General features: G+C 63.7%; 12 protein-coding genes. 5 read left to right on the forward strand and 7 right to left on the reverse strand.

The window, feature by feature from the left end; translation table 11 throughout:
* Positions 1-2: 2 nt before the first annotated feature.
* The gene (locus tag IP68_RS06365) at positions 3-1415 is read right to left on the reverse strand and encodes a DcaP family trimeric outer membrane transporter (RefSeq protein WP_054134118.1); all 1413 of its coding nucleotides are present in this window, start codon (positions 1413-1415) and stop codon (positions 3-5) included.
* 193 nt (positions 1416-1608) lie between these two features.
* On the opposite strand from IP68_RS06365, the gene acs reads away from it, so the two are divergent.
* Entirely contained in the window at positions 1609-3564 is a 1956-nt protein-coding gene (gene acs, locus IP68_RS06370) for an acetate--CoA ligase (RefSeq protein ID WP_054134119.1), read from the forward strand.
* Positions 3561-4181, forward strand: a complete 621-nt coding sequence (locus tag IP68_RS06375; protein ID WP_054134352.1) for a response regulator transcription factor — start codon at positions 3561-3563, stop codon at positions 4179-4181. Before acs ends, IP68_RS06375 begins: the two co-directional genes overlap by 4 nt.
* 7 nt (positions 4182-4188) lie before the next feature.
* On the opposite strand, the gene IP68_RS06380 is transcribed toward IP68_RS06375, so the two are convergent.
* The 5 genes from IP68_RS06380 to IP68_RS06395 form a co-directional block, all read right to left on the reverse strand.
* A complete protein-coding gene (locus IP68_RS06380) occupies positions 4189-7527 on the reverse strand; it encodes a PAS domain-containing hybrid sensor histidine kinase/response regulator (RefSeq protein ID WP_054134120.1) in 3339 nt (1112 codons plus the stop codon).
* Between the two features lie 185 nt (positions 7528-7712).
* Positions 7713-9269 carry a DUF262 domain-containing protein gene (locus IP68_RS19715; protein WP_082382169.1) on the reverse strand — a complete coding sequence of 519 codons (1557 nt, stop codon included), beginning with the start codon at positions 9267-9269 and terminating at the stop codon, positions 7713-7715.
* A 6-nt stretch (positions 9270-9275) separates the two neighbouring features.
* Positions 9276-10328 carry a ribonucleotide-diphosphate reductase subunit beta gene (locus IP68_RS06385; protein WP_054134121.1) on the reverse strand — a complete coding sequence of 351 codons (1053 nt, stop codon included), beginning with the start codon at positions 10326-10328 and terminating at the stop codon, positions 9276-9278.
* A gap of 117 nt (positions 10329-10445) precedes the next feature.
* On the reverse strand, positions 10446-10808 hold the full coding sequence (locus tag IP68_RS06390) for an endonuclease domain-containing protein (RefSeq protein WP_054134122.1): 363 nt from the start codon (positions 10806-10808) through the stop codon (positions 10446-10448).
* A gap of 74 nt (positions 10809-10882) precedes the next feature.
* On the reverse strand, positions 10883-12901 hold the full coding sequence (locus tag IP68_RS06395) for a ribonucleoside-diphosphate reductase subunit alpha (RefSeq protein WP_054134123.1): 2019 nt from the start codon (positions 12899-12901) through the stop codon (positions 10883-10885).
* A gap of 581 nt (positions 12902-13482) precedes the next feature.
* On the opposite strand from IP68_RS06395, the gene IP68_RS06400 reads away from it, so the two are divergent.
* Complete coding sequence (locus IP68_RS06400; protein ID WP_054134124.1) at positions 13483-15006, forward strand: fumarate hydratase; 1524 nt, start codon at positions 13483-13485, stop codon at positions 15004-15006.
* A gap of 275 nt (positions 15007-15281) precedes the next feature.
* Here the strand turns inward: IP68_RS06400 and IP68_RS06405 are convergent, their stop codons facing one another.
* Positions 15282-16286 carry a VacJ family lipoprotein gene (locus tag IP68_RS06405; RefSeq protein WP_054134125.1) on the reverse strand — a complete coding sequence of 335 codons (1005 nt, stop codon included), beginning with the start codon at positions 16284-16286 and terminating at the stop codon, positions 15282-15284.
* A 216-nt stretch (positions 16287-16502) separates the two neighbouring features.
* Between IP68_RS06405 and recN the strand changes: the two genes are divergently transcribed.
* Positions 16503-18164 (forward strand): DNA repair protein RecN, encoded by a 1662-nt coding sequence (recN, locus tag IP68_RS06410; RefSeq protein ID WP_054134126.1) that lies wholly within the window; start codon positions 16503-16505, stop codon positions 18162-18164.
* Complete coding sequence (ligA, locus tag IP68_RS06415) at positions 18164-20227, forward strand: NAD-dependent DNA ligase LigA (RefSeq protein WP_054134127.1); 2064 nt, start codon at positions 18164-18166, stop codon at positions 20225-20227. The genes recN and ligA overlap by 1 nt, the downstream gene beginning before the upstream one ends.
* Positions 20228-20273: the final 46 nt, after the last annotated feature.

The following is a 20273-nucleotide window of genomic DNA, read 5'->3' on the forward strand; positions in this document are numbered from 1 at the left end:
CTTCAGAACGTGTATTTCGCTGCCATTTCGAACCGGTCCATCTGGCCCTTCAATCCGCTCGCCACCTCGCGTCCGGCGTGGCGGACCTCAATGCCGATGTCGAGATTTTTGACCGGAGACCAGAACAGATTGGCGGCAACCGAATAGGCCGAAACATTGGCCAGCCCCGGGATCGCGATGCCATCGGGATAGTCGGCGTGCTGATAGCCCGCCGCGAAGGTCGAGCGCAGATTGGTGGTCCAGCCCAGCTTGAGCGAAGCGAACCCTGCGATGTTGTCGACATTGAGCAGCCGGTTGCCCAGCGCGGTGCGGTCGAACACCGCATCGGGCGCATAGCCCAGGCCCAGATAGCGGCCGATGCCGTTGCCATAAGTGGCGCTCAGCCGGATGTCGTGGCGGCCATCGGGGCCGAAGGCGAACTTGCCGCCGGCAGATAGGCCCCAGCCAAGCGAATCGTCGCCAGCGCCGCCGTCATGCACCGAGAGCTGGCGCACCAGCCCGGCCAGATGCAGGTCGAGGTTGGGCTTCTTGTAGACCAGCTTGGCGACCAGATCGGGCACGCGGTCCTGATCATTGTCGCTCAGCACCGGATTGATCGTGGTGACCGTCTCGGTCTGTGGGTTTTCCAGCGCGAGCAGCAGGTCGAGTCCCTGGCCCAGCGGCTGGCGGTACTGCACGATCATCTGGCGAACGAACACGGTGCCTTCGAGCGGGCCGACGAAATCCGTGCTTTCGGGCAGCAGCGCCGGGTTCTGGAAGGTGGTCCATTCCTGCCCGACCAGGAACCGGTCATAGGTCAGGAAGGCGCGGCGCAGCGTGGGCGTATAGGCGTTGGTGGCGCGCTGCGCGCCTGCAGGCGCTGTCGCCAGCGCAAAGTCGAACTCGATATGGCTCTTGAGCTCCTTGCCGCCCAACGGGGTGGAACTGGTAAAGAATAGCCGCGTCTGGCGGGCATTGGCCATGAAATCACGCGTCGCAGCGCCGCCGACCGGGATCTGCTGCGGCAGGTAGAATTCCTTGCCCAAAGATCCGCCCGCGAGCATGCCGTCGTCGAACCGAGTCGCGCTGGCCACCGCCTTGACGAAGCCGCCGAGCTTGAAGGTCGTGCCACCGACACGAAAACCTTCTGCGGGCGCGGCGGGTCTGCTTTCCAGCGTGGCGAGCTTGGTGGCGGTCTCCTCGCTGCGTGCGGCGGCCTGGCTGGCGGCGGTAGCGGTCTGCGCCTGTTCGCTGCGCGCGGCGCCCAGATCGGCGCGCAGTGCGGCCATCTCGGCTTCGAGCCTGAGCAGCCGCTCCTCGAGCGCCTGTTCGCGGGCAGTGGCGGTCTTGGCGTTCTGGGCATGCGCCAGGTTCGGCGCGACCAGCGCGCTTGCTCCCAGCAATATCAGCCATGAACGGCGCCTGGCCTTTGGCATCTCACCTCTCCTGATATCCCGCTCCGGCTTGTTCCCGGTAGTGGACGCAGTGTTCGCTCAATGCCGCTGGGTCGCCAGCCCGACCTTGGTCGTAGGCCTACGACCTTTGTCTAAGGTCCGGTGGCGGCCGCGCAGGGCTATCGTGCTGCCAGCAATGCGCCGCAGACGCATACAGACGAGGAGAGAGACAATCATGGCCGAGAGCATCTATCCCGTACCCGCGGACTGGGCGGACAACGCGCTTGTCACCGCAGCGGTCTATGACGAGCGCTACCGCCTGTCGCTCGACGATCCCGACCGCTTCTGGCGCGAGGAGGCGACGCGGCTCGACTGGATCAAACCGTTCACGACCGTCAAGGACACGAGCTTCAACGAGGCCGATTTCGGAATCCAGTGGTTTGCTGATGGCACGCTCAACCTCGCGGCCAACTGCCTCGACCGGCATCTTGCCGAACGCGGCGATACCGTCGCGATCCTTTGGGAGCCCGACAGCCCCGATGAGGCCAGCCGCTCGATCACCTATCGCGATCTCCACGAGCAGGTCTGCCGTTTCGCCAATCTGCTCAAGGCGCACGGCGTGCGCAAGGGCGAACGGGTGACGCTGTATCTGCCGATGGTGCCCGAAGCTGCCGTGGCGATGCTGGCCTGCGCGCGGATCGGGGCAATCCACTCGGTGGTGTTCGCAGGCTTCTCGCCCGAGGCGCTGGCAGGGCGCATCCAGGATTGCGACAGCCGCATCGTCGTCACGGCGGATGAGGGCCTGCGCGCGGGCAAGCATGTGCCGCTCAAGGCCAATGTCGATGCCGCGCTCGGTCTGCACGAAAGCGGCGTGGACACCGTCATCGTGCTCAAGCGCACCGACGCCGATGTGCCGATGGTCGAGGGTCGCGATATCGACTGGACTGACGGAGTCGCCGCGCAATCCGCGGACTGCCCGGCAGAGGAAATGAACGCCGAAGACCCGCTGTTCATCCTTTATACCTCGGGCTCGACCGGCAAGCCCAAGGGCGTGCTGCACACCACCGGCGGCTATGCAGTCTGGGCGGCGATGACCTTCCAATATGTCTTCGATTACCGCCCCGGCCAGATCTACTGGTGCGCCGCCGATGTCGGCTGGGTCACCGGACACAGCTATGTCGTCTATGCCCCGCTGATGATGGGCGCGACGACGGTGATGTTCGAAGGCGTGCCGACCTGGCCCGATGCTTCGCGCTTCTGGCAGATCGTCGACAAGTTCGGCGTCGAAATCTTCTACGGCGCACCCACCGCGCTGCGCGCGCTGATGCGCGAAGGCGACGACTGGGTGACAAGAACCAGCCGCAAGTCGCTGCGCCTGCTGGGTTCGGTGGGCGAGCCGATCAATCCCGAAGCCTGGGAATGGTACCACCGCGTGGTCGGCGAGGGCCGTTGCCCGATCGTCGACACATGGTGGCAGACCGAAACCGGCGCGTGCATGATGACCCCGCTGCCCGGCGCACACGCGCTCAAGCCCGGGTCCGCCGCGATGCCGATGTTCGGGGTCAAGCCGCTGCTGCTGACCCCGGAAGGCGAAGTGATCGAAGGCGCGGGCGAGGGGTGCCTGGCCATCGCTGACAGCTGGCCCGGGCAGATGCGCACGGTGTGGGGCGATCATGACCGCTTCTTCCAGACCTATTTCACCACCTTCAAGGGCCTGTACTTCACCGGTGACGGCTGCAGGCGCGATGCGGACGGCTATTACTGGATCACCGGGCGGATCGATGATGTCATCAACGTCTCGGGCCACCGCATGGGCACCGCCGAGATCGAAAGCGCATTGGTCGCGCATCCCAAGGTGGCCGAGGCCGCTGTGGTCGGCATGCCGCACGACGTGAAGGGGCAGGGCATCTATGCCTTCGTCACCACCAATGTCGAGGTCGAGCCCGACGAGGCGCTGTGCCGCGAACTGGTGCAATGGGTGCGCCGCGAAATCGGCCCGATCGCCACGCCCGACATCATCCAGTTCACGCCCGCTCTGCCCAAGACCCGCTCGGGCAAGATCATGCGCCGCATCCTGCGCAAGATCGGCGAGAACGACCTCACCAACCTCGGCGATACATCGACGCTTGCCGATCCTTCGGTTGTCGACCATCTTCTCGCCGAAAGACCGCAACCGGCAGACGCGACATAGAGACGATCCTGATCGCGGACGACCACCCGCTGTTCCGCCAGGCGCTGATCCTGGCGGTCGGCAGGGTGGCTCCGCAGGCGCAGATTCTGGAATGCGGCACGCTCGCCGCGGCGGCGCGCGCGGCGAGCACGGCCGAAGGGCTGCGGCTGATCCTGCTCGATCTCAAGATGCCCGGCGCGGTGGGCTATTCCGGCATCGCGCTGCTGCATGCCGAACGCCCTGAGGTGCCGATCCTGGTCGTCTCGAGCGCCGAAGGGGCGGGCGTCGCCGACGAGGCGCGGCAGCTGGGCGCGGTGGGGTTCCTGTCCAAGGACAGCGACCTCGACATGATCGAACAGGCCATCGCGCGGGCGCTCGGGGGACGTGCCACCAAGCCCGTGCCCACTGGCCCGCAGGAAGAGGTGCAGCAGGAGATTGCCTCGCTCACCCCGACCCAGCTCAAGGTGTTGCTCGAGGTGCTGGACGGAAAGCTCAACAAGCAGATAGCGCACGATCTTGCGATGAGCGAGGCGACGGTAAAAGCGCACATGACCGTGATCATGCGCAAGCTGGGCGTACAGAACCGCACCCAGGCGGCTTTGGTCGCGCGCTCGCTGGGGTTGAACCTCAAGCATTAGAGCGCATTCAGGCGGTTCCCGCTGCCTCTGCCAGAAACCCCGTGATGTCCGCCGCCGCCGCGGGCTTGGCGATCACCGATACGCCCAGCGCGCCCGCGCGCCGCACCAGATCGGGCGAGCCTTGCGCAGTCACCAGAGCGGCAGGCAGGCCGGGGTGCTGCAGCCGCAGCGCGGCGATCAGCGCCAGTCCGTTGGTCGCAGTGCCGAGATGGTAATCGACCAAAGCCGCATCGAACGACCCGGCAGCGGCCAGCGCCTGCCCGGGATCGGCAGCACCGGTTGCACGGTGGCCCAGGCTCGCCAGCATCGACAGCGTGCCCTCGACGATCATCGGATCGTTATCGATCACCAGCACGTGCAGCGCCCGCGTCGGGGCCAGCGCGGGGGTGATGCGTGCGGGCGCTGCCGTCTGGACCTGCGGCGCGCTCAGCGGCAGCGACAGACTGAACCTACTCCCCCTGCCGGGCACCGATCGCACCGAAATCTCGCCGCCCAGCAGCCGTGCAATCCGTTCGGCCAAAGCGAGGCCCAGTCCCAGTCCGTCGGCCTCGACCTCACCCAGCCGGGTGAACTCGGTGAAGATGCTCTGGATCTGCTCGGGCGCGATGCCGACGCCGGTGTCGTAGACATCGATCCGCACCCGGTTCCCGCGCCGCCGGCTGCCGATTAGCACGCCGCCGTCTTGCGTATAGCGCAGCGCATTGGAGAGGAAGTTCTGCAGGACAGAGCGCAGCAGCCCGGGATCGGTGTGGACGTCTCCGGGCAGCGCGCCGATCCGCAAGGCCAACCCCTTGCTCTCCGCCATCGGCATGAAGCTTTGCGCCAGATCGGTGAGGAACGGCGCAAGCGCGACCGGCTCGGGGCTCGGCTCCACCCCGCCTGCATCCAGCCGGCTGATGTCGAGCAGCGCGCGGATCAGGCCATCGGCGGCGCTGATCGCGCTGTCCACCCGGCCCGCCAGCATTTGCGTATTGGGCGCGGCATCGCGCGCCAGCGCGGCGGTGAACAGCCGCGCAGCGTGCAGCGGTTGCAGCAGATCATGGCTGGCAGCGGCGAGGAACCGCGTCTTGTCGCGCGTCGCCTCGGCGAGCTGGCGGTTGGCGGCGCTCAGTTCGCCGGTGCGCTCGGCAACGCGCTGCTCGAGCTGCGCCAGTGTGCGCTCCAGCTCGTCGCGCACCTCGGCCTCGTCGCTGATGTCGGTGAAGCTGGTGACATAGCCGCCGCCGGGCATCGGGCCGCCCACGGTCTTGATCACCCGGCCATCCTTGCGCTGCCGCTCGAAGCTGTGCGGCTGCCCGCGCCGCATGTGATTGAGCCGCTTGCGGACATGGTGCTCGATATCCTCCGATCCGAAATCACCCAGCCGCGCGTTGTAGCGGATGAGGTCGGCGATCGGCGTGCCGACCCGGACCAGCCCCGGCGGATAGCCGAAGATGTCGAGATACTGGCTGTTCCACGCGACCAGGTTCATCTCGGAATCGACCACGCTGATCCCGGCATCGACATGCTCGAAGGTCGCCGCCAGCAATTCGCGCGAGAAGCGCAGCGACTGGCCGCGCTCGCCGAGCAGCCGCGTCACATCGGCGAGGCTCATCTGGCTCCCCGCCAGCGCCGATGCGACCAATGCGCGCGCCGAGGATGCCCCGACCACGCGCGCGATCAGGTCGCGCGCGCGCTGCGCGGCGGCGCGGGTGACCGGTACGCCGGGGGCGGCATCGGGAAACTCGGCGCGCGCGCGCTCCTGTCCGACAAAGCTCGCGGTCAGCCGGGCGAGGTCGTCGAGATCGCTGATCTTCTGCTGGCCGCGCAGCGTCCACGGCAGCGGCGGCGTCTGCACCTTGCGCGCGGCGACCACGCTATAGGCCAGCAGGTTGCACCCCAGGCTCCACGCGACGCCGTGCACCAGAGGCGAGGCGTTGCCGATGCCGAACAGCCGCAGCGGATCGAAAAGGCTGCCGCTCAGCGCGTGTGCCACCATATCGGGCAGGATCGGCGGCAGCGCCAGCGTGTAGAGCCACAATGCAAAGCCGACGCTCAGGCTCACCCGCGCCGCCAATGCATCGCGGCCGCTCGCCTGCGTTGCCAAAATCAGGTGCGGGGTGAACTGCGCCATCGCGGCAAAGGCGACTAGGCCGATTGATGCCAGCGTGTTCTGCGCCGGGATCAGCAGCGCCCAGGCGAGCGCAGCGACCACGATCCCCAGGATCGACAGCCGCCGCACCTGCAGCATCCGTCGCCCCAGCGCGCCTTCTGCGGCATCGGTCTGCCGGGTGCGCAGCAATGCGGGGAAGATCAGGTCGTTGGAGACCATGGTGGCGAGCGCGGTCGAGTCGACGATCACCATCGATGCCGCCGCGCTGATCCCGCCGATCAAGGCGAGCACCAGCACCGCGCTGTTGTCGCCCAAGGCTGGAACCTGGAGCACATACAGGTCCGATCCCTCGCCCGGCTGCATCAGGCTGGCGCCTGCGAGCGCGATCGGCAGCGCCATCAGCGCCATCACCGCCAAGTACGCGGCGAGGCCGAAGCGTGCGCGGTCGAGCGATCCGGGCTCCTGCGCCTCGACAAGCCCCATATAGAACTGCCGCGGCAGCGCGATGATCGCCATGATCGAGATCAGGAAGATGACTCCGAAGTCGACCGACAGCCGCTCGGGGCGGAAATTGGCTGCGAGCAGCTCCATGCCGCCGCTGACCGCCACCGGATCGGCATTGATCAGCAGCATCACCGCAACGCCCGCGACCGCAGTGAGCGCGACGATCTTGATCACCGATTCCAGCCCGATCGCATAGACCAGCCCTTCGCTGCGCCCGGCGAGTTCATAGCGTCGCGCGCCGAACAGGATCGCGAACAGCGCCAGCAGCGCCGCCGCGCCGATCATCGTCGCGTCGGAGATTGACTGGCCCGAGGCAAAGGCGAGCGCGCCGCCGATCGAGCGGAACTGCAGCGCGACATAGGGGATGGTGCCAACCAGCGCGATCAGCGTGACCAGCCGCGCCACGCCGCCATCATGGCCAAAGCGCGCGGCGATGAAATCGGAGACCGTGGTTGCCTGCTCTTCGGCCACGGCGTGGGCTAGCCGCCGCAAGAAGCGCGGCGCAAACAGCAACAGGCAGATCGGCGCGAGATAGATCGGCAGATACTGCCAGCCATCGCGCACGATGCTGCCCACCGCGCCATAGAAGGTCCAGCTCGAGCAATAGACGCCGAGCGCGAGCGTATACGCGCCATGCCGCAGCCAGGGCCTGCGCACCGCGAGCCCCGCACGCCCCTCGACCACCGCTGCCACCGCAAAAAGCAGCGCGATCATCGTAAGCCCGAACAATGCCGCCGACGGCAGGCTCATGCTGGTGTGTCCATCCCCCAAAGGCGCGAGCGCCAAGGTAGGAGGTTAGGGGAGGGGGCGGGAGGGGTGCAACTTATTCCTGTGGGAAGCAGAGGAAACTCTGCCGGCTTGACAGAAGGGAGGCGCAATAAGACACTGTATGTTAAATGGACGGCCCACCTGACCATCCGAACAAAAAATCTGACCTAATTCTTTATGCTATTACAATAAGGGTGAGTCGGTTGGCAATTTTCATCACTACCATTTCCACCTTCGCTTTTTCGCTTTATATGATCGTAAGAAATTGATTTTGCCGGATCCAAGTATCCATGGCACAGTGGGCACTTCAAGGCTTGTTTGAGGGCTTCCCTTAAAAACGCAGAGCTTTTTGCATCTTCGGAAAAGTCGGTGCCAGGCTTGCTTTGAATAGAATAAAGCCGACTTTCCAATCCAAGGTTTTGAGCAATTTCATCTGCAGAAATGCGAACGTCATTTCGGACCGATTCTATAATGTACTCTAGAACTTTTTTACCGCCGTTGGCTCGTCGTGCACTCGCAAGAGCGGAGATAAGAAGTGTAATTATTGTCTTGTGTTCAATTAAGGTCTGCTCAATATCTCTTCGCTTTGTGGACGCAAAAATCTTAAACCATTCCCTGTCATTATTTTTAATTTTTTCAGATACTAGTGCAAACATTCCCATCATCAATGGTGGGTAGTGTCTACCCTTGGATGTATAGAAATACACAAATGGATGAATGCCCAAGCTCTTGGATTGATTTCCAACAAGATTTGATGTTACAGATTCAAGTTTGTTTAAAAGCTTGACTGTATCCGATCCATCTATGTCATCTTCGTATTTTTCAATTGATTTATTGTCACTATCCACTATCTCACACAAATTGATCAGCATATCTAGGGCGTCGGTAACGGATGAACTCCCGCCAATTGGAAGATCAATTGATTTTATTGGTGTATTTATTTCAGGAGCAAACAATGAAAGATGGATAGAAGTGGCTTTGGCTGAAATATGGCCTTGAACATTTTCGTCGAATTTCGACCAGTACTGATGTCCTGTGCCTGCTCTCACAACTGATCTGGCAGCAATTGCGGGGGCCTTACGTCTGTTTCTTAAAATTCTGCCCTCAACTGGATCAAGAACAGAACCCTGAGTATTAATTTTGAAAAAAGATGATTCAGCCTTGTCTGCGTCGCCATATATCCACTGAACCTGTAGCCCACGTCTTACAAAATTGCCAATTCGTCCGGCGATCTTGGGGTCTACGTTATCATTCCCCTCGGAAATTTGCTTAGCAAAATGTGAAAAAGGCCCAATTTTTGTCTCGATTTCAGCACGGGTCTTCCGAGCCAGTACTCGCTGCGCGTTTGGAATCATCCCTCCAAAATACTGGTATGAGTGGGGACCATCACCATAGTCATCAAGCACCCATGCTAATAAAGCGCTAAGCCTATGGCCCCCATCAATGACAAAAATATGAGATTTAGGGCCCCATAAAATGACAGCCGGAATTAGTTCGCCGTCTAAAAAACTTTCAATCAATGTCGTTATCTGGCTCGATGTCCATTGCGTTGTCTCACGTTGAAAGTCGGGTTTTCTAAGCAGTTTTGGTAGCCATGCCCCGTGACCTGCTAAATCTTTTAAAGCGATTTCAGCAAAGTTATTCGATTGTGACGACTCAGCATCTTGCTTAGAAGCAAAATCTGAGCGAGTAATCATTGCATCAAGATTGACAGTGCGGGCCATGTTTACTTACTCCGCAGCGATCCCTGCCTGCTTGAACATGTCCTCGCCGTCGTCGATGACCGCGGCTTCGTTCGCCGCGCCCTTCTTCTGGCGCTTGTCGAAGGCGCTCCACACGTCGTTCCAGTTGCCGCGGGTCGCGCCCTTGGAATATTCGGTTGAGCGGGTTTCGAAGAAGTTGGCGTGTTCGACACCGTTGAGCAGAGGCGCGAGCCAGGGGAGCGGGTGGTCCTCGATCATGTACACCGGGGCAAAGCCAAGCTGGCCCAGACGCCAGTCGGCGATGTAGCGGATGTAGCGCTTGATTTCCTTGGCGGTCATGCCGTGGACGGGGCCGTCCTGAAACGCCAGATCGATGAACGCATCTTCCAGCCGCACGGTCTTCTGGCAGCAGTCGATGATGTCCTCCTTCACCGCCTTGGTCAGGCAGTTGCGCTCGGCGCAGAAGGCGTGGAACAGCTTGGTGATGCCCTCGCAGTGCAGGCTTTCATCGCGCACCGACCAGCTGACGATCTGCCCCATGCCCTTCATCTTGTTGAAGCGCGGGAAGTTCATCAGCATCGCGAACGATGCAAACAGCTGCAGACCCTCGGTGAAGCCGCCGAACATCGCGAGCGTGCGCGCGATATCCTCGTCATTGTCGACGCCGAACTCGGCGAGGTAATCGTGCTTGGCCTTCATTTCCTCATATTCGAGGAACATGCCGTACTCGCTTTCGGGCATGCCGATGGTGTCGAGCAGATGGCTGTACGCGGCGATGTGCACGGTTTCCATGTTCGAAAACGCGGTCAGCATCATCTTGACCTCGGTCGGCTTGAACACGCGGCCGTATTTGTCGTGATAGCAGTTCTGCACCTCGACATCGGCCTGGGTGAAGAAGCGGAAGATCTGCGTGAGCAAAGTGCGCTCGTGCTCGGTCAGCTTCTGCGCCCAGTCGCGGCAATCCTCACCCAGAGGCACTTCCTCGGGCATCCAGTGAATCTGCTGCTGGCGCTTCCAGAAATCATAGGCCCAGGGATATTCGAAGGGCTTGTACTGGGTGCGAGCTTCGAGAAGGGACATGCGGTTACTCCTTGAACCCCTCTCCCGTCGGGAGAGGGAGGGGCCCAGGCATAGCCTGGGAGGGTGAGGGTGATGCGGCTGAGTTCAGGTTGTCACCCTTGCCCTTCCGCGACTTCGTCATTCTTTCCCCGCCTCAAGGCAGAGGGATATTTCGTTCACGACACCTTCCGGATCGGGAAGAACGTCGCTGTTCCAGAGCCGGATGACCCGATAGCCCTGCGCTTCGATAAAGCGCGTCCGGGCGGCATCATATTCGGTCTGTAGATCGTGCTGGCCGCCATCCACTTCAATCACCAGCTTTGCGCGGAAGCTGAGGAAATCGGCGTAGTACGGCCCGATCGGTACCTGTCTGCGAAACCGCGCAGCCGGGAAATTCTCGCGCAGGGCCAACCAAAGCGCGCGCTCTGCATCGGTGGCATCGCGGCGCAGCTGGCGGGCGCGGGAGACGGTGCCGGAAGGTTGGCGGTGATAGGTGCGCATGATTGCTCCCTTGTCGCCCTCACCCTTCCGCCGCTGCGCGGCTCCCTCCCTCTCCCAGTGGGAGAGGGATTGTCTCACTGACACGCCAGGCATTCGTCGTAGTCCGTCGTCTCGCCCAGTTCGAACTTAGGCGCTTCAATGGTGTTGTCGGCCTCGACGCCGCCGGCAAAGCCTGCGCGCTGGACGCTCTTCGAGCGCAGGTAATAGAGCGACTTGATGCCCAGTTCCCAAGCGCGGAAGTGCAGCATCAAGAGGTCCCATTTGTCGACGTCGGCGGGGATGAACAGGTTCAGCGACTGCGCCTGATCGATATAGGGCGTGCGGTCGGCGGCCAGTTCGAGCAGCCAGCGCTGGTCGATCTCAAAGCTGGTCTTGAAGGCGTCCTTTTCTTCCGCGCTCAGGAAGTCGAGATGCTGGACCGAGCCGCCCTTTTCCAGGATCGTGTTCCACACATTGGTCGAATCCTTCGACTTTTCCTTGAGCAGCTTTTCCAGATACGGGTTCTTGACCACGAAGCTGCCCGAGAGCGTCTTGTGGGTATAGATGTTTGCCGGGATCGGCTCGATGCACGCCGAGGTGCCGCCGCAGATGATCGAGATCGACGCGGTCGGCGCGATCGCCATCTTGCAGCTGAACCGCTCCATCACGCCCTGGTCGGCAGCATCGGGGCAGGGGCCGCGTTCGTGCGCCAGCATCATCGAAGCTTCCGAAGCCTTGGCCGCGATGTGCTTGAAGATCTTCATGTTCCACGATTTGGCGAGCGCGGATTCAAAGCCCAGGCCGCGCGCCTGGAGGAACGAGTGGAAGCCCATCACGCCCATGCCGACCGAACGCTCGCGCATCGCGCTGTAGCGGGCGCGCGCCATTTCGGGCGGAGCGCGATCGATATAGTCCTGCAGCACATTGTCGAGGAAGCGCATCACGTCCTCGATGAAGAGCTTGTCGTCGTGCCACTGGTCCCAGGTCTCGATGTTGAGCGACGACAGGCAGCACACCGCGGTGCGGTCGTTGCCCAGATGATCGCGGCCGGTGGGCAAGGTGATCTCGCTGCACAGGTTCGAGGTCGACACCTTGAGGCCGAGCTCGCGATGGTGCGCGGGCATCATCCGGTTCACGGTATCGTTGAACACGATGTACGGCTCGCCGGTGGCCAGGCGTGTCTCGACCAGCTTCTGGAACAGAGCGCGGGCGTTCACCGTGTTGCGCACGCTGCCATCCTTGGGGCTGACAAGATCGAAGTCCGCGCCATCGCGCACCGCTTCCATGAACTTGTCGGTCAAGAGCACGCCGTGGTGGAGGTTCAATGCCTTGCGGTTGAAGTCGCCGGATGCCTTGCGGATTTCGAGGAACTCCTCGATCTCGGGGTGCGAGACGTCGAGATAGCACGCTGCCGAACCGCGCCGCAGCGAGCCCTGGCTGATCGCCAGCGTCAGCGAATCCATCACGCGGACGAACGGAATGATGCCTGAGGTCTTGCCGTTGAGGCCGACCGGTTCGCCGATGCCGCGGACATTGCCCCAATAGGTGCCGATGCCGCCGCCGCGCGAGGCGAGCCAGACATTCTCGTTCCAGGTGTTGACGATGCCTTCGAGGCTGTCGTCGACGCTGTTGAGATAACAGCTGATCGGCAGGCCGCGACCCGTGCCGCCGTTCGACAGCACCGGGGTTGCGGGCATGAACCACAGCTTGGAGATATAATCGTACAGCCGCTGCGCGTGTTCCTGATCGTCGGCATAAGCATCGGCCACGCGCGCGAACAGGTCCTGATAGTTTTCGCCGGGAAGCAGATAGCGGTCTTCCAGCGTTTCCTTGCCGAAATCGGTGAGCAGCGCATCGCGGCTGGTATCGGTGACAATGGTAAACCGGCGGGCTTCGACGGTCTTGCTGTCGCGCACGTCGGCGGGCAGCGCTGCGGCAGCCTGAGTCGCGGCCATCGCGATCAACGCCATTTCGGCAGCGCTGGATTCGCCTGCCGCCAGCGCGCCGGTCGGCGCTGCTGCAGCGGTTGCGGTTCCTGCCTTTTCGGCTGCTTCCAGTACATCTGATTCACCCATATCGCCTGCGTTGCCTTTGCCCGTATCTCTGAAATCCATGACGCCCCCATAATCTGTTGTGCGGCACTTTGTTCCGCTAATGTTCGACTCGGGGCGCAAGCGTCCCGTATAGCATCTTGTCGGGATCAGCGGGGGAAAACTTATCCCCAACAGAAGGCCGAAACAGGGTCAAAAACCCTTGACGCGAAGGCGCTTGTCTGCCCCCGCGATGCTTCTGTGTCCACTGCTATTGGTATGCCCCAGCTGCGTACCCCACTACCTATAGTGCCTCATCCTGAATCCCGCGCAAGAGGGTAAATGGTTAATTTGCATAACGGTTCGTCGTATCTGGGATTCGTTTCGTCGATGGCGGGACGGGCTACGGACAGTGCGACGCGCGCTCCAAAGCCGCGCCAAAAAAGTGCAAGGGGGCAATTGAGGCTTCCCCACAATTTCCTCTCCACAGGCTTGTGCACGCCAAATTTTGCGGGATGGAAAACCGAAGCGGGAGAATCGCCTGGCGATCGCCATCGCACATTCCCTTGGGGCCCACCTTGCGATAGCATCGTCTGCACAATAGAGACGGTCGCACTTCATCCGACAGCGCCACAGCCGCGCCGCCAGTATCCGGGGGAATGCCAATGACCGTTACCATCCGCGCAGCCGATCTGATCGAGAGCGTTGCCGACGCGCTGCAGTTCATCAGCTATTACCACCCGATGGATTACATCCGCGCGCTGGGCGAGGCATATGAGGCCGAGCAGTCGCCCGCGGCCAAGGATGCGATCGCGCAGATCCTCACCAACAGCCGGATGTGCGCCGAGGGGCATCGCCCGATCTGCCAGGACACCGGCATCGTGAATGTGTTCGTCAAATGGGGCATGGACTGCCGCATGGACGAGACATCGAAGTCGCTGCAGGAGATCGTCGACGAGGGCGTGCGCCGCGCCTATCTGCACCCCGAAAACAAGCTGCGCGCGTCGGTACTGGCCGACCCCGCCTTCACCCGCCGCAACACCAAGGACAATACTCCCTGTGTTTTGCACGTCGAAATGGTGCCGGGGCATCATGTCCATGTCGATGTCGCGGCCAAGGGCGGCGGCAGCGAGAACAAGTCGAAGTTCAAGATGATGAACCCCAGCGACAACATCGTCGACTGGGTGCTCGAGATGATCCCGCAGATGGGCGCCGGCTGGTGCCCGCCGGGCATGCTGGGCATCGGCATCGGCGGCACCGCGGAGCACGCGGTGCTGCTCGCCAAGAAGGCGCTGATGGACCCGATCGACATGGGCCCGTTGAAGGCACGCGGGCCCAAGACCGACGTGGAGGCGATGCGCATCGAGATCTTCGACAAGGTCAACGCGCTGGGCATCGGCGCGCAGGGGCTGGGCGGGCTTTCGACCATCCTCGACGTCAAGATCATGGATGCGCCGTGCCATGCCGCTGGCAAGCCGGTGGCGATGATCCCCAACTGCGCCGCGACTCGTCACGCGCACTTCTCGCTGGACGGATCGGGGCCTGCCTATCTCGAAGCGCCCAAGCTTGCCGAATGGCCCGACGTCAACTGGACGCCGGACAAGGCTGCGATCCGCGTCGATCTCGATAACCTGACGCCAGACGTGGTGCAGAGCTGGAAGCAGGGCGACCGGTTGCTGCTCAACGGCAAGATGCTCACCGGGCGCGATGCCGCGCACAAGCGCATCCAGGACATGCTCAGCAAGGGCGAGCAGCTGCCGGTCGAGTTCCGTGGCCGCGTGATCTATTATGTCGGCCCGGTCGATCCGGTGGGCGAGGAAATCGTCGGCCCCGCAGGGCCCACCACCGCCACGCGGATGGACAAGTTCACCCGGATGATGCTCGAACAGGGCCTGCTCGCGATGGTCGGCAAGGCCGAACGCGGACCCGCAGCGGTCGAGGCGATCCGTGACCACAAGAGCGCCTATCTGATGGCGGTCGGCGGCGCGGCGTATCTGGTCGCGCGCGCAATCAAGGGCTCGGAGGTCGTGGGCTTCCACGATCTGGGGATGGAGGCGATCTACGAGTTCGAGGTCAGCGACTTCCCGGTGACCGTCGCGGTGGATAGCGAAGGCAACAATGTCCACCAGCTCGCGCCGCTCGTGTGGAAAGAGCGGATCACGAAGGAAGGGCTGTTGCAGGGGGCGTGAGAGCGAAGGGGGTGGAGATCGCGCAATCGCGAGTGACGCCCCACCTCCGCTCAGCCTGAGCCTGTCGAAGGCCCCGCACTGCCTTCCGAGACTGAAAACCCGTCACCCTGAACTTGTTTCAGGGCCCATTTCTCCCCACGCGGCTTCGGTCCTTGGGGCGCGATGGGTCCTGAAACAAGTTCAGGATGACGGTGGAGTGTGGGGCAAGCTTTGGCGCGTACCTCCGACACACTCAGGCTGAACGGGCTTATTGGATGCCCGCCGCAGCCCTCGCTTCAGTACCCACCCACCGGCACGCAATTCACGCCAGGCGTCACTGGCACGATCGGCGTCATCGGCACCGGGCCGCCGGTGCCCGGGTTGACGAACGGAAGTTCGCCATCCGGATATTGCGTCCGTCCGCGCAGCGCGTCGATTTCTGCCTGGCGCCGCTTCAAATAGAAATCGCGCGCGTCGACATAGGGGTCGTTGCTGTAGGTGCGCAGCGCATTCAGTTGTTCGTCGATCTGGATCCGGCCCTGCAACGCGCTCAGCGTGGCGGCGGGCAGGGTGAAATAAGGGTCGTTGAATGGCGCGCCCGCCACCGAGGGCAGCAACATCCCGTCGATCGCGCCGCCCACCAGATCGCGCACCGTGGTCGGGCCGATCAGCGGAAGGAACAGATAGGCGCCCGGCTTGACGCCGTAATAGCCAAGCGTGTTGGCAAAGCCGTTGCGGCGGTAGGGCAGCTTGAAGGGATCGCGCTTGGCGACATCGAACAGCCCGCCGATGCCCAGCGTGGTATTCAGCGCGAACCGTCCGACGGTTTCTGCCGCCTTGCCGGGCTTGAGCTGGAGCATGAAGTTGAGCGCCACGATCGGCTCGGTGAGATTGCGCAGGAAATTGCGCAGCCCGTGCCGGATCGGCTTGGGGATCGCTTCCTTGTACGTCATCGCGACCGGCCCGACGAGCGCCTCGTCGACCTCCTGCACGACCTCATAGGATTGCGCGTTGAGCTGCACCATCGGGTCTCCCGGCTCCGAATCGGGGCGTGCGGTGACAACGATTGCGCCCTGTTCGGCCGGCACGGGCGTCTGTTCCCCGGGTGCGGGCGGGGCAGAGGGTAAGACGGCGCCCTGCGGGCAGGGCGGGAGCGTGGTCGGCGCAGGAGCAGGCACCTGGGGCTGCGGCGCAGCGGTGCTGGCCTGTTCCACGGCGACGATTTGCGGCAGGTCCGCGCTATCGGGAGCCAGCGGGGTGCCGATGAGCACGAACGCCAGCGATAGGCCTGCAAGGCTCATTTCAGGAATCCGCTGGATGCGCGGTGAGGGTACGTCATCATGTTCGCGCTGTCTTTCTTTGCACGTGCCGCCCCTGTTTTTCGGGAGCTATGGGCGGATCGAAGACAAGTCAATCACCGTCGCGTCAAATCTGCTGCGCCATGCAGCCTGTCCCCGCGGTGCCGTGCTCCAAAAAGCTGTTCCCACCTGTCCACTGTATGTTCTAAAGCACGTCCCATGCTGCTGTCGCTTGCCATTCGTGACCTGGTGCTGATCGAGGCGCTCGACCTCGATTTCCATCGCGGTCTGGGCGTGCTCACCGGGGAGACCGGCGCGGGCAAATCCATCCTGCTCGATGCGCTGGGCCTCGCGATGGGCGCGCGCGCCGATAGCGGGCTGGTGCGGCAGGGGGCTGAGCGTGCGCTGGTGATCGCCGGGTTCGATGTCGCAGGCCATGCTGCCGTCGCGGCGTTGCTGGGCGAGAACGACATCGCGCAGGAGCCGGGCGAGCCGTTGCTGATCCGGCGGCAGGTGCGCGCCGATGGCGGCAGCCGCGCCTTCGTCAACGACCAGCCGGTTTCGGCCGGGCTGCTGCGGGACCTTGGCGTGCTACTGGTCGAGATTCACGGCCAGCATGACGATCGCGGCCTCATCAACCCCAAGGGGCATCGCGATCTGCTCGACAGCTTCGGGCGATGCGATGTCGCAGGCGTCGCCGCAGCCTGGCGCGGCTGGCAGGCCGCAGAGCGCGCGTACGCCGATGCCAATGCCGCGATCGACACGGCTTTGCGCGACCGCGATCTGCTCGAGCACAACCTCGCCGAACTCACCGCCTTCATGCCGCAGCCGGGCGAAGAGGCGGAGCTCGCCGGCGATCGCGCCGCGATGCAGAAGGGCGAGCGGCTTTCGGGCGACATCGCCGATCTGTTTGCGACCTTCGAAGGGTCGAAGGGCGCGCTGGCGCAGTTGCGCGGCGCTGCGCGCAAGCTCGACCGGATCGCCGAGGAGCATCCCTTGCTCAACGAGGCGCTGGAGGCGCTCGACCGCTCGGTGATCGAGGCCGACGATGCCGAGGCGAAGCTGCGCGCGGCGTCCGAGGCGCTGACCTATGATTCGGTGCGGCTCGACGAGATGGAACGCCGCCTGTTCGATCTGCGCGCGCTCGCCCGCAAGCACAATGTCGCAGGCGACGCTCTGCCCGATCTGCTCGCCCGGATGCAGGCGGACTGGGCTGCGCTCGAATCGGGCGGGGCGAATCTCACCGCGCTCGACAAGGCCCGCCATGCTGCCAAGGCCGCGTATGTGTCCGCAGCCGGGGCGCTGAGCTCCGAGCGCGCCAAGGCGGGCAAGGCGCTCGATGCGGCGGTGCAGGGCGAGCTGATCCCGCTCAAGCTTGATGCCGCGCGCTTCCGGACCCTGGTCGATCCCTTGGACGAAGCGCGCTGGGGGCCATCAGGCATGGATCATGTCGAATTCCTGATCTCGACCAACCCCGGTAGCGATTTTGCGCCGCTGATGAAGATCGCTTCCGGAGGCGAACTATCGCGCTTCATCCTCGCCTTGAAGGTCGCGCTGGCCGAACAGGGCGGGGCCGAAACGATGATCTTCGACGAAATCGACCGCGGCGTCGGCGGCGCGGTGGCCTCTGCCATCGGCGAACGGCTGGCGCGGCTGGCGCTCACCACGCAATTGCTGGTCGTCACCCACTCGCCCCAGGTCGCCGCCCGCGGCGCGCACCACCTGCTGATCGCCAAGACCTCCGACGGCACCGTCGCGCGCACCGGCGTGCGCCTGCTCGACGACGCCGACCGCAAGGAGGAGATCGCGCGGATGCTCTCGGGCGCGGAAATCACGCCAGAGGCGCGCGCGCAGGCGGATCGGTTGCTGGAGAGGGTGTGATGAAGGACGTATCGGCGCTCTCCGAAGCCGAAGCCGCGATCGAGCTGCAGCGGCTCGCCAAGAAGATCGCGCACCACAACCGGCTGTATCATGCCGAGGATTCGCCGGAGATTTCCGATGCGGACTATGACGCTCTGGTGAGGCGGAACAATGAGCTGGAAGCGGCCTTTCCGCATCTGATCCGCGCCGACAGCCCCAGCCGGATGGTGGGTGCGGCGGTCGAGGCTTCTCCGCTGACCAAGGTTCGGCACGAGCAGCGGATGATGAGCCTCGACAACGGCTTTTCGTATGAGGACATCGCCGAGTTCGTAGGCCGGGTGCGGCGCTATCTGGCGTTGCCTGAGGACGAGACGCTGGCGCTGACCGCCGAGGACAAGATCGACGGGCTATCGCTCTCGCTGCGCTATGAGAACGGCGTGCTGGTGCGCGCCGCGACACGCGGCGATGGCGAGGTGGGGGAGGACGTCACCGCCAATGTGCGGATGATTGCGGATATTCCGGAGCGCCTTGCCGGAAAAGCGCCCGAAATCTTCGAAATTCGCGGCGAGGTCTACATGTCCAAGGCGGACTTCACCGCGCTCAACGCGGCGCAGGCCGAGCGGGACGAGAAACTGTTCGCCAATCCGCGCAATGCCGCCGCCGGATCGCTGCGGCAGAAGGACGCCAGGGTAACCGCCGCGCGTCCGCTGCGATTCCTCGCGCATGGCTGGGGCGTCGCGAGCGAGGTTCCGGGCGATACGCAGCACGAAGTGATGCAGGCGATTGCCGCGATGGGCGTGCCCGTCTCGCCGCTGTTGCAACGCGTCGAATCGCTCGAAGACCTGCTCGCGCATTACCGCAGCATCGAGGCGCAGCGCGCGGACCTGCCCTATGATATCGACGGCGTCGTCTACAAGGTCGACCGGCTCGACTGGCAGGCGCGGCTGGGATTTGTTGCAAAGGCGCCGCGCTGGGCGCTGGCGCACAAGTTCCCGGCCGAGCGCGCCGAAACCACACTGCAGGCGATCGATATCCAGGTCGGGCGCACCGGCAAGCTGACCCCGGTCGGCAGGCTCACCCCGGTGACCGTCGGCGGCGTCGTTGTCTCCAACGTCACCTTGCACAACCGCGACGAGATCGCGCGGCTGGGCGTGCGCCCTGGCGACCGGGTGGTCGTCCAGCGCGCGGGCGACGTGATCCCCCAGGTGGTCGAGAACCTGACCCGCGAAGAACCGCGCAATCCCTATGCCTTCCCCGAACGCTGCCCTGTGTGCCAAAGCGAAGCCGTCGCCGAGGAGGGCGAGGTCGATGTCCGCTGCACCGGCGGGCTGATCTGCCCCGCGCAGCAGCGCGAACGCCTCAAGCACTTTGTCAGCCGCGCCGCGCTCGACATCGATGGGCTGGGTGAACGCACGATCGCCGAGTTCCTGGACGCGGGCTTCATTGCCAAGCCGGGCGACATCTTTCGGCTTAAGCAGCACCGCTCCGCCATCCTCGCGCGCGAGGGCTGGCAGGAAAAGTCGGTCGACAACCTGCTCGCCAGCATCGAGGCGCGGCGGGGGGCAGACCCGGGGCGCTTCCTGTTCGCTCTGGGCATTCGCCATGTCGGATCGGTGACCGCGAAGGATCTGGTCAAGGCGTTCGGCAGCGTCGAGGCGGTGGGCACGATCGGCCACCGGCTGGCGGCGGGCGATGCCGAAGCGGTGGCCGAAGTCACCGGAATCGACGGCATCGGTCCCGCGGTCGCCGAGGCATTGGGCGATTTCTTCCACGAACCGCATAACGCAGCGGTGTTCGACGACCTGATCGCCGAAGTCCGCCCCGCCGCCTTCGTCTCCACCGCGCGCGAAACTGAGTGGAGCGGCAAGACCATCGTGTTCACCGGCAAGCTGGAGACGATGAGCCGCGACGAGGCCAAGGCGCAGGCCGAACGGCTGGGGGCGAAATCGGCCGGTTCGGTCTCGGCCAAGACCGATCTGGTGGTGGCCGGGCCCGGCGCGGGATCAAAGCTCAAAAAGGCCGCCGAGCTTGGCGTGCGGGTGGTCGACGAGGCCGAATGGGCGGAAATCATGCGCAACGCCTGATCCGCGTGTCGAATCCGCGCGCGCCCGTTCGTCATGGGATCGGAAC

It is taken from the genome of Blastomonas sp. AAP25, from assembly GCF_001295965.1.
GTDB classification, from domain to species: Bacteria; Pseudomonadota; Alphaproteobacteria; order Sphingomonadales; family Sphingomonadaceae; genus Blastomonas; species Blastomonas fulva.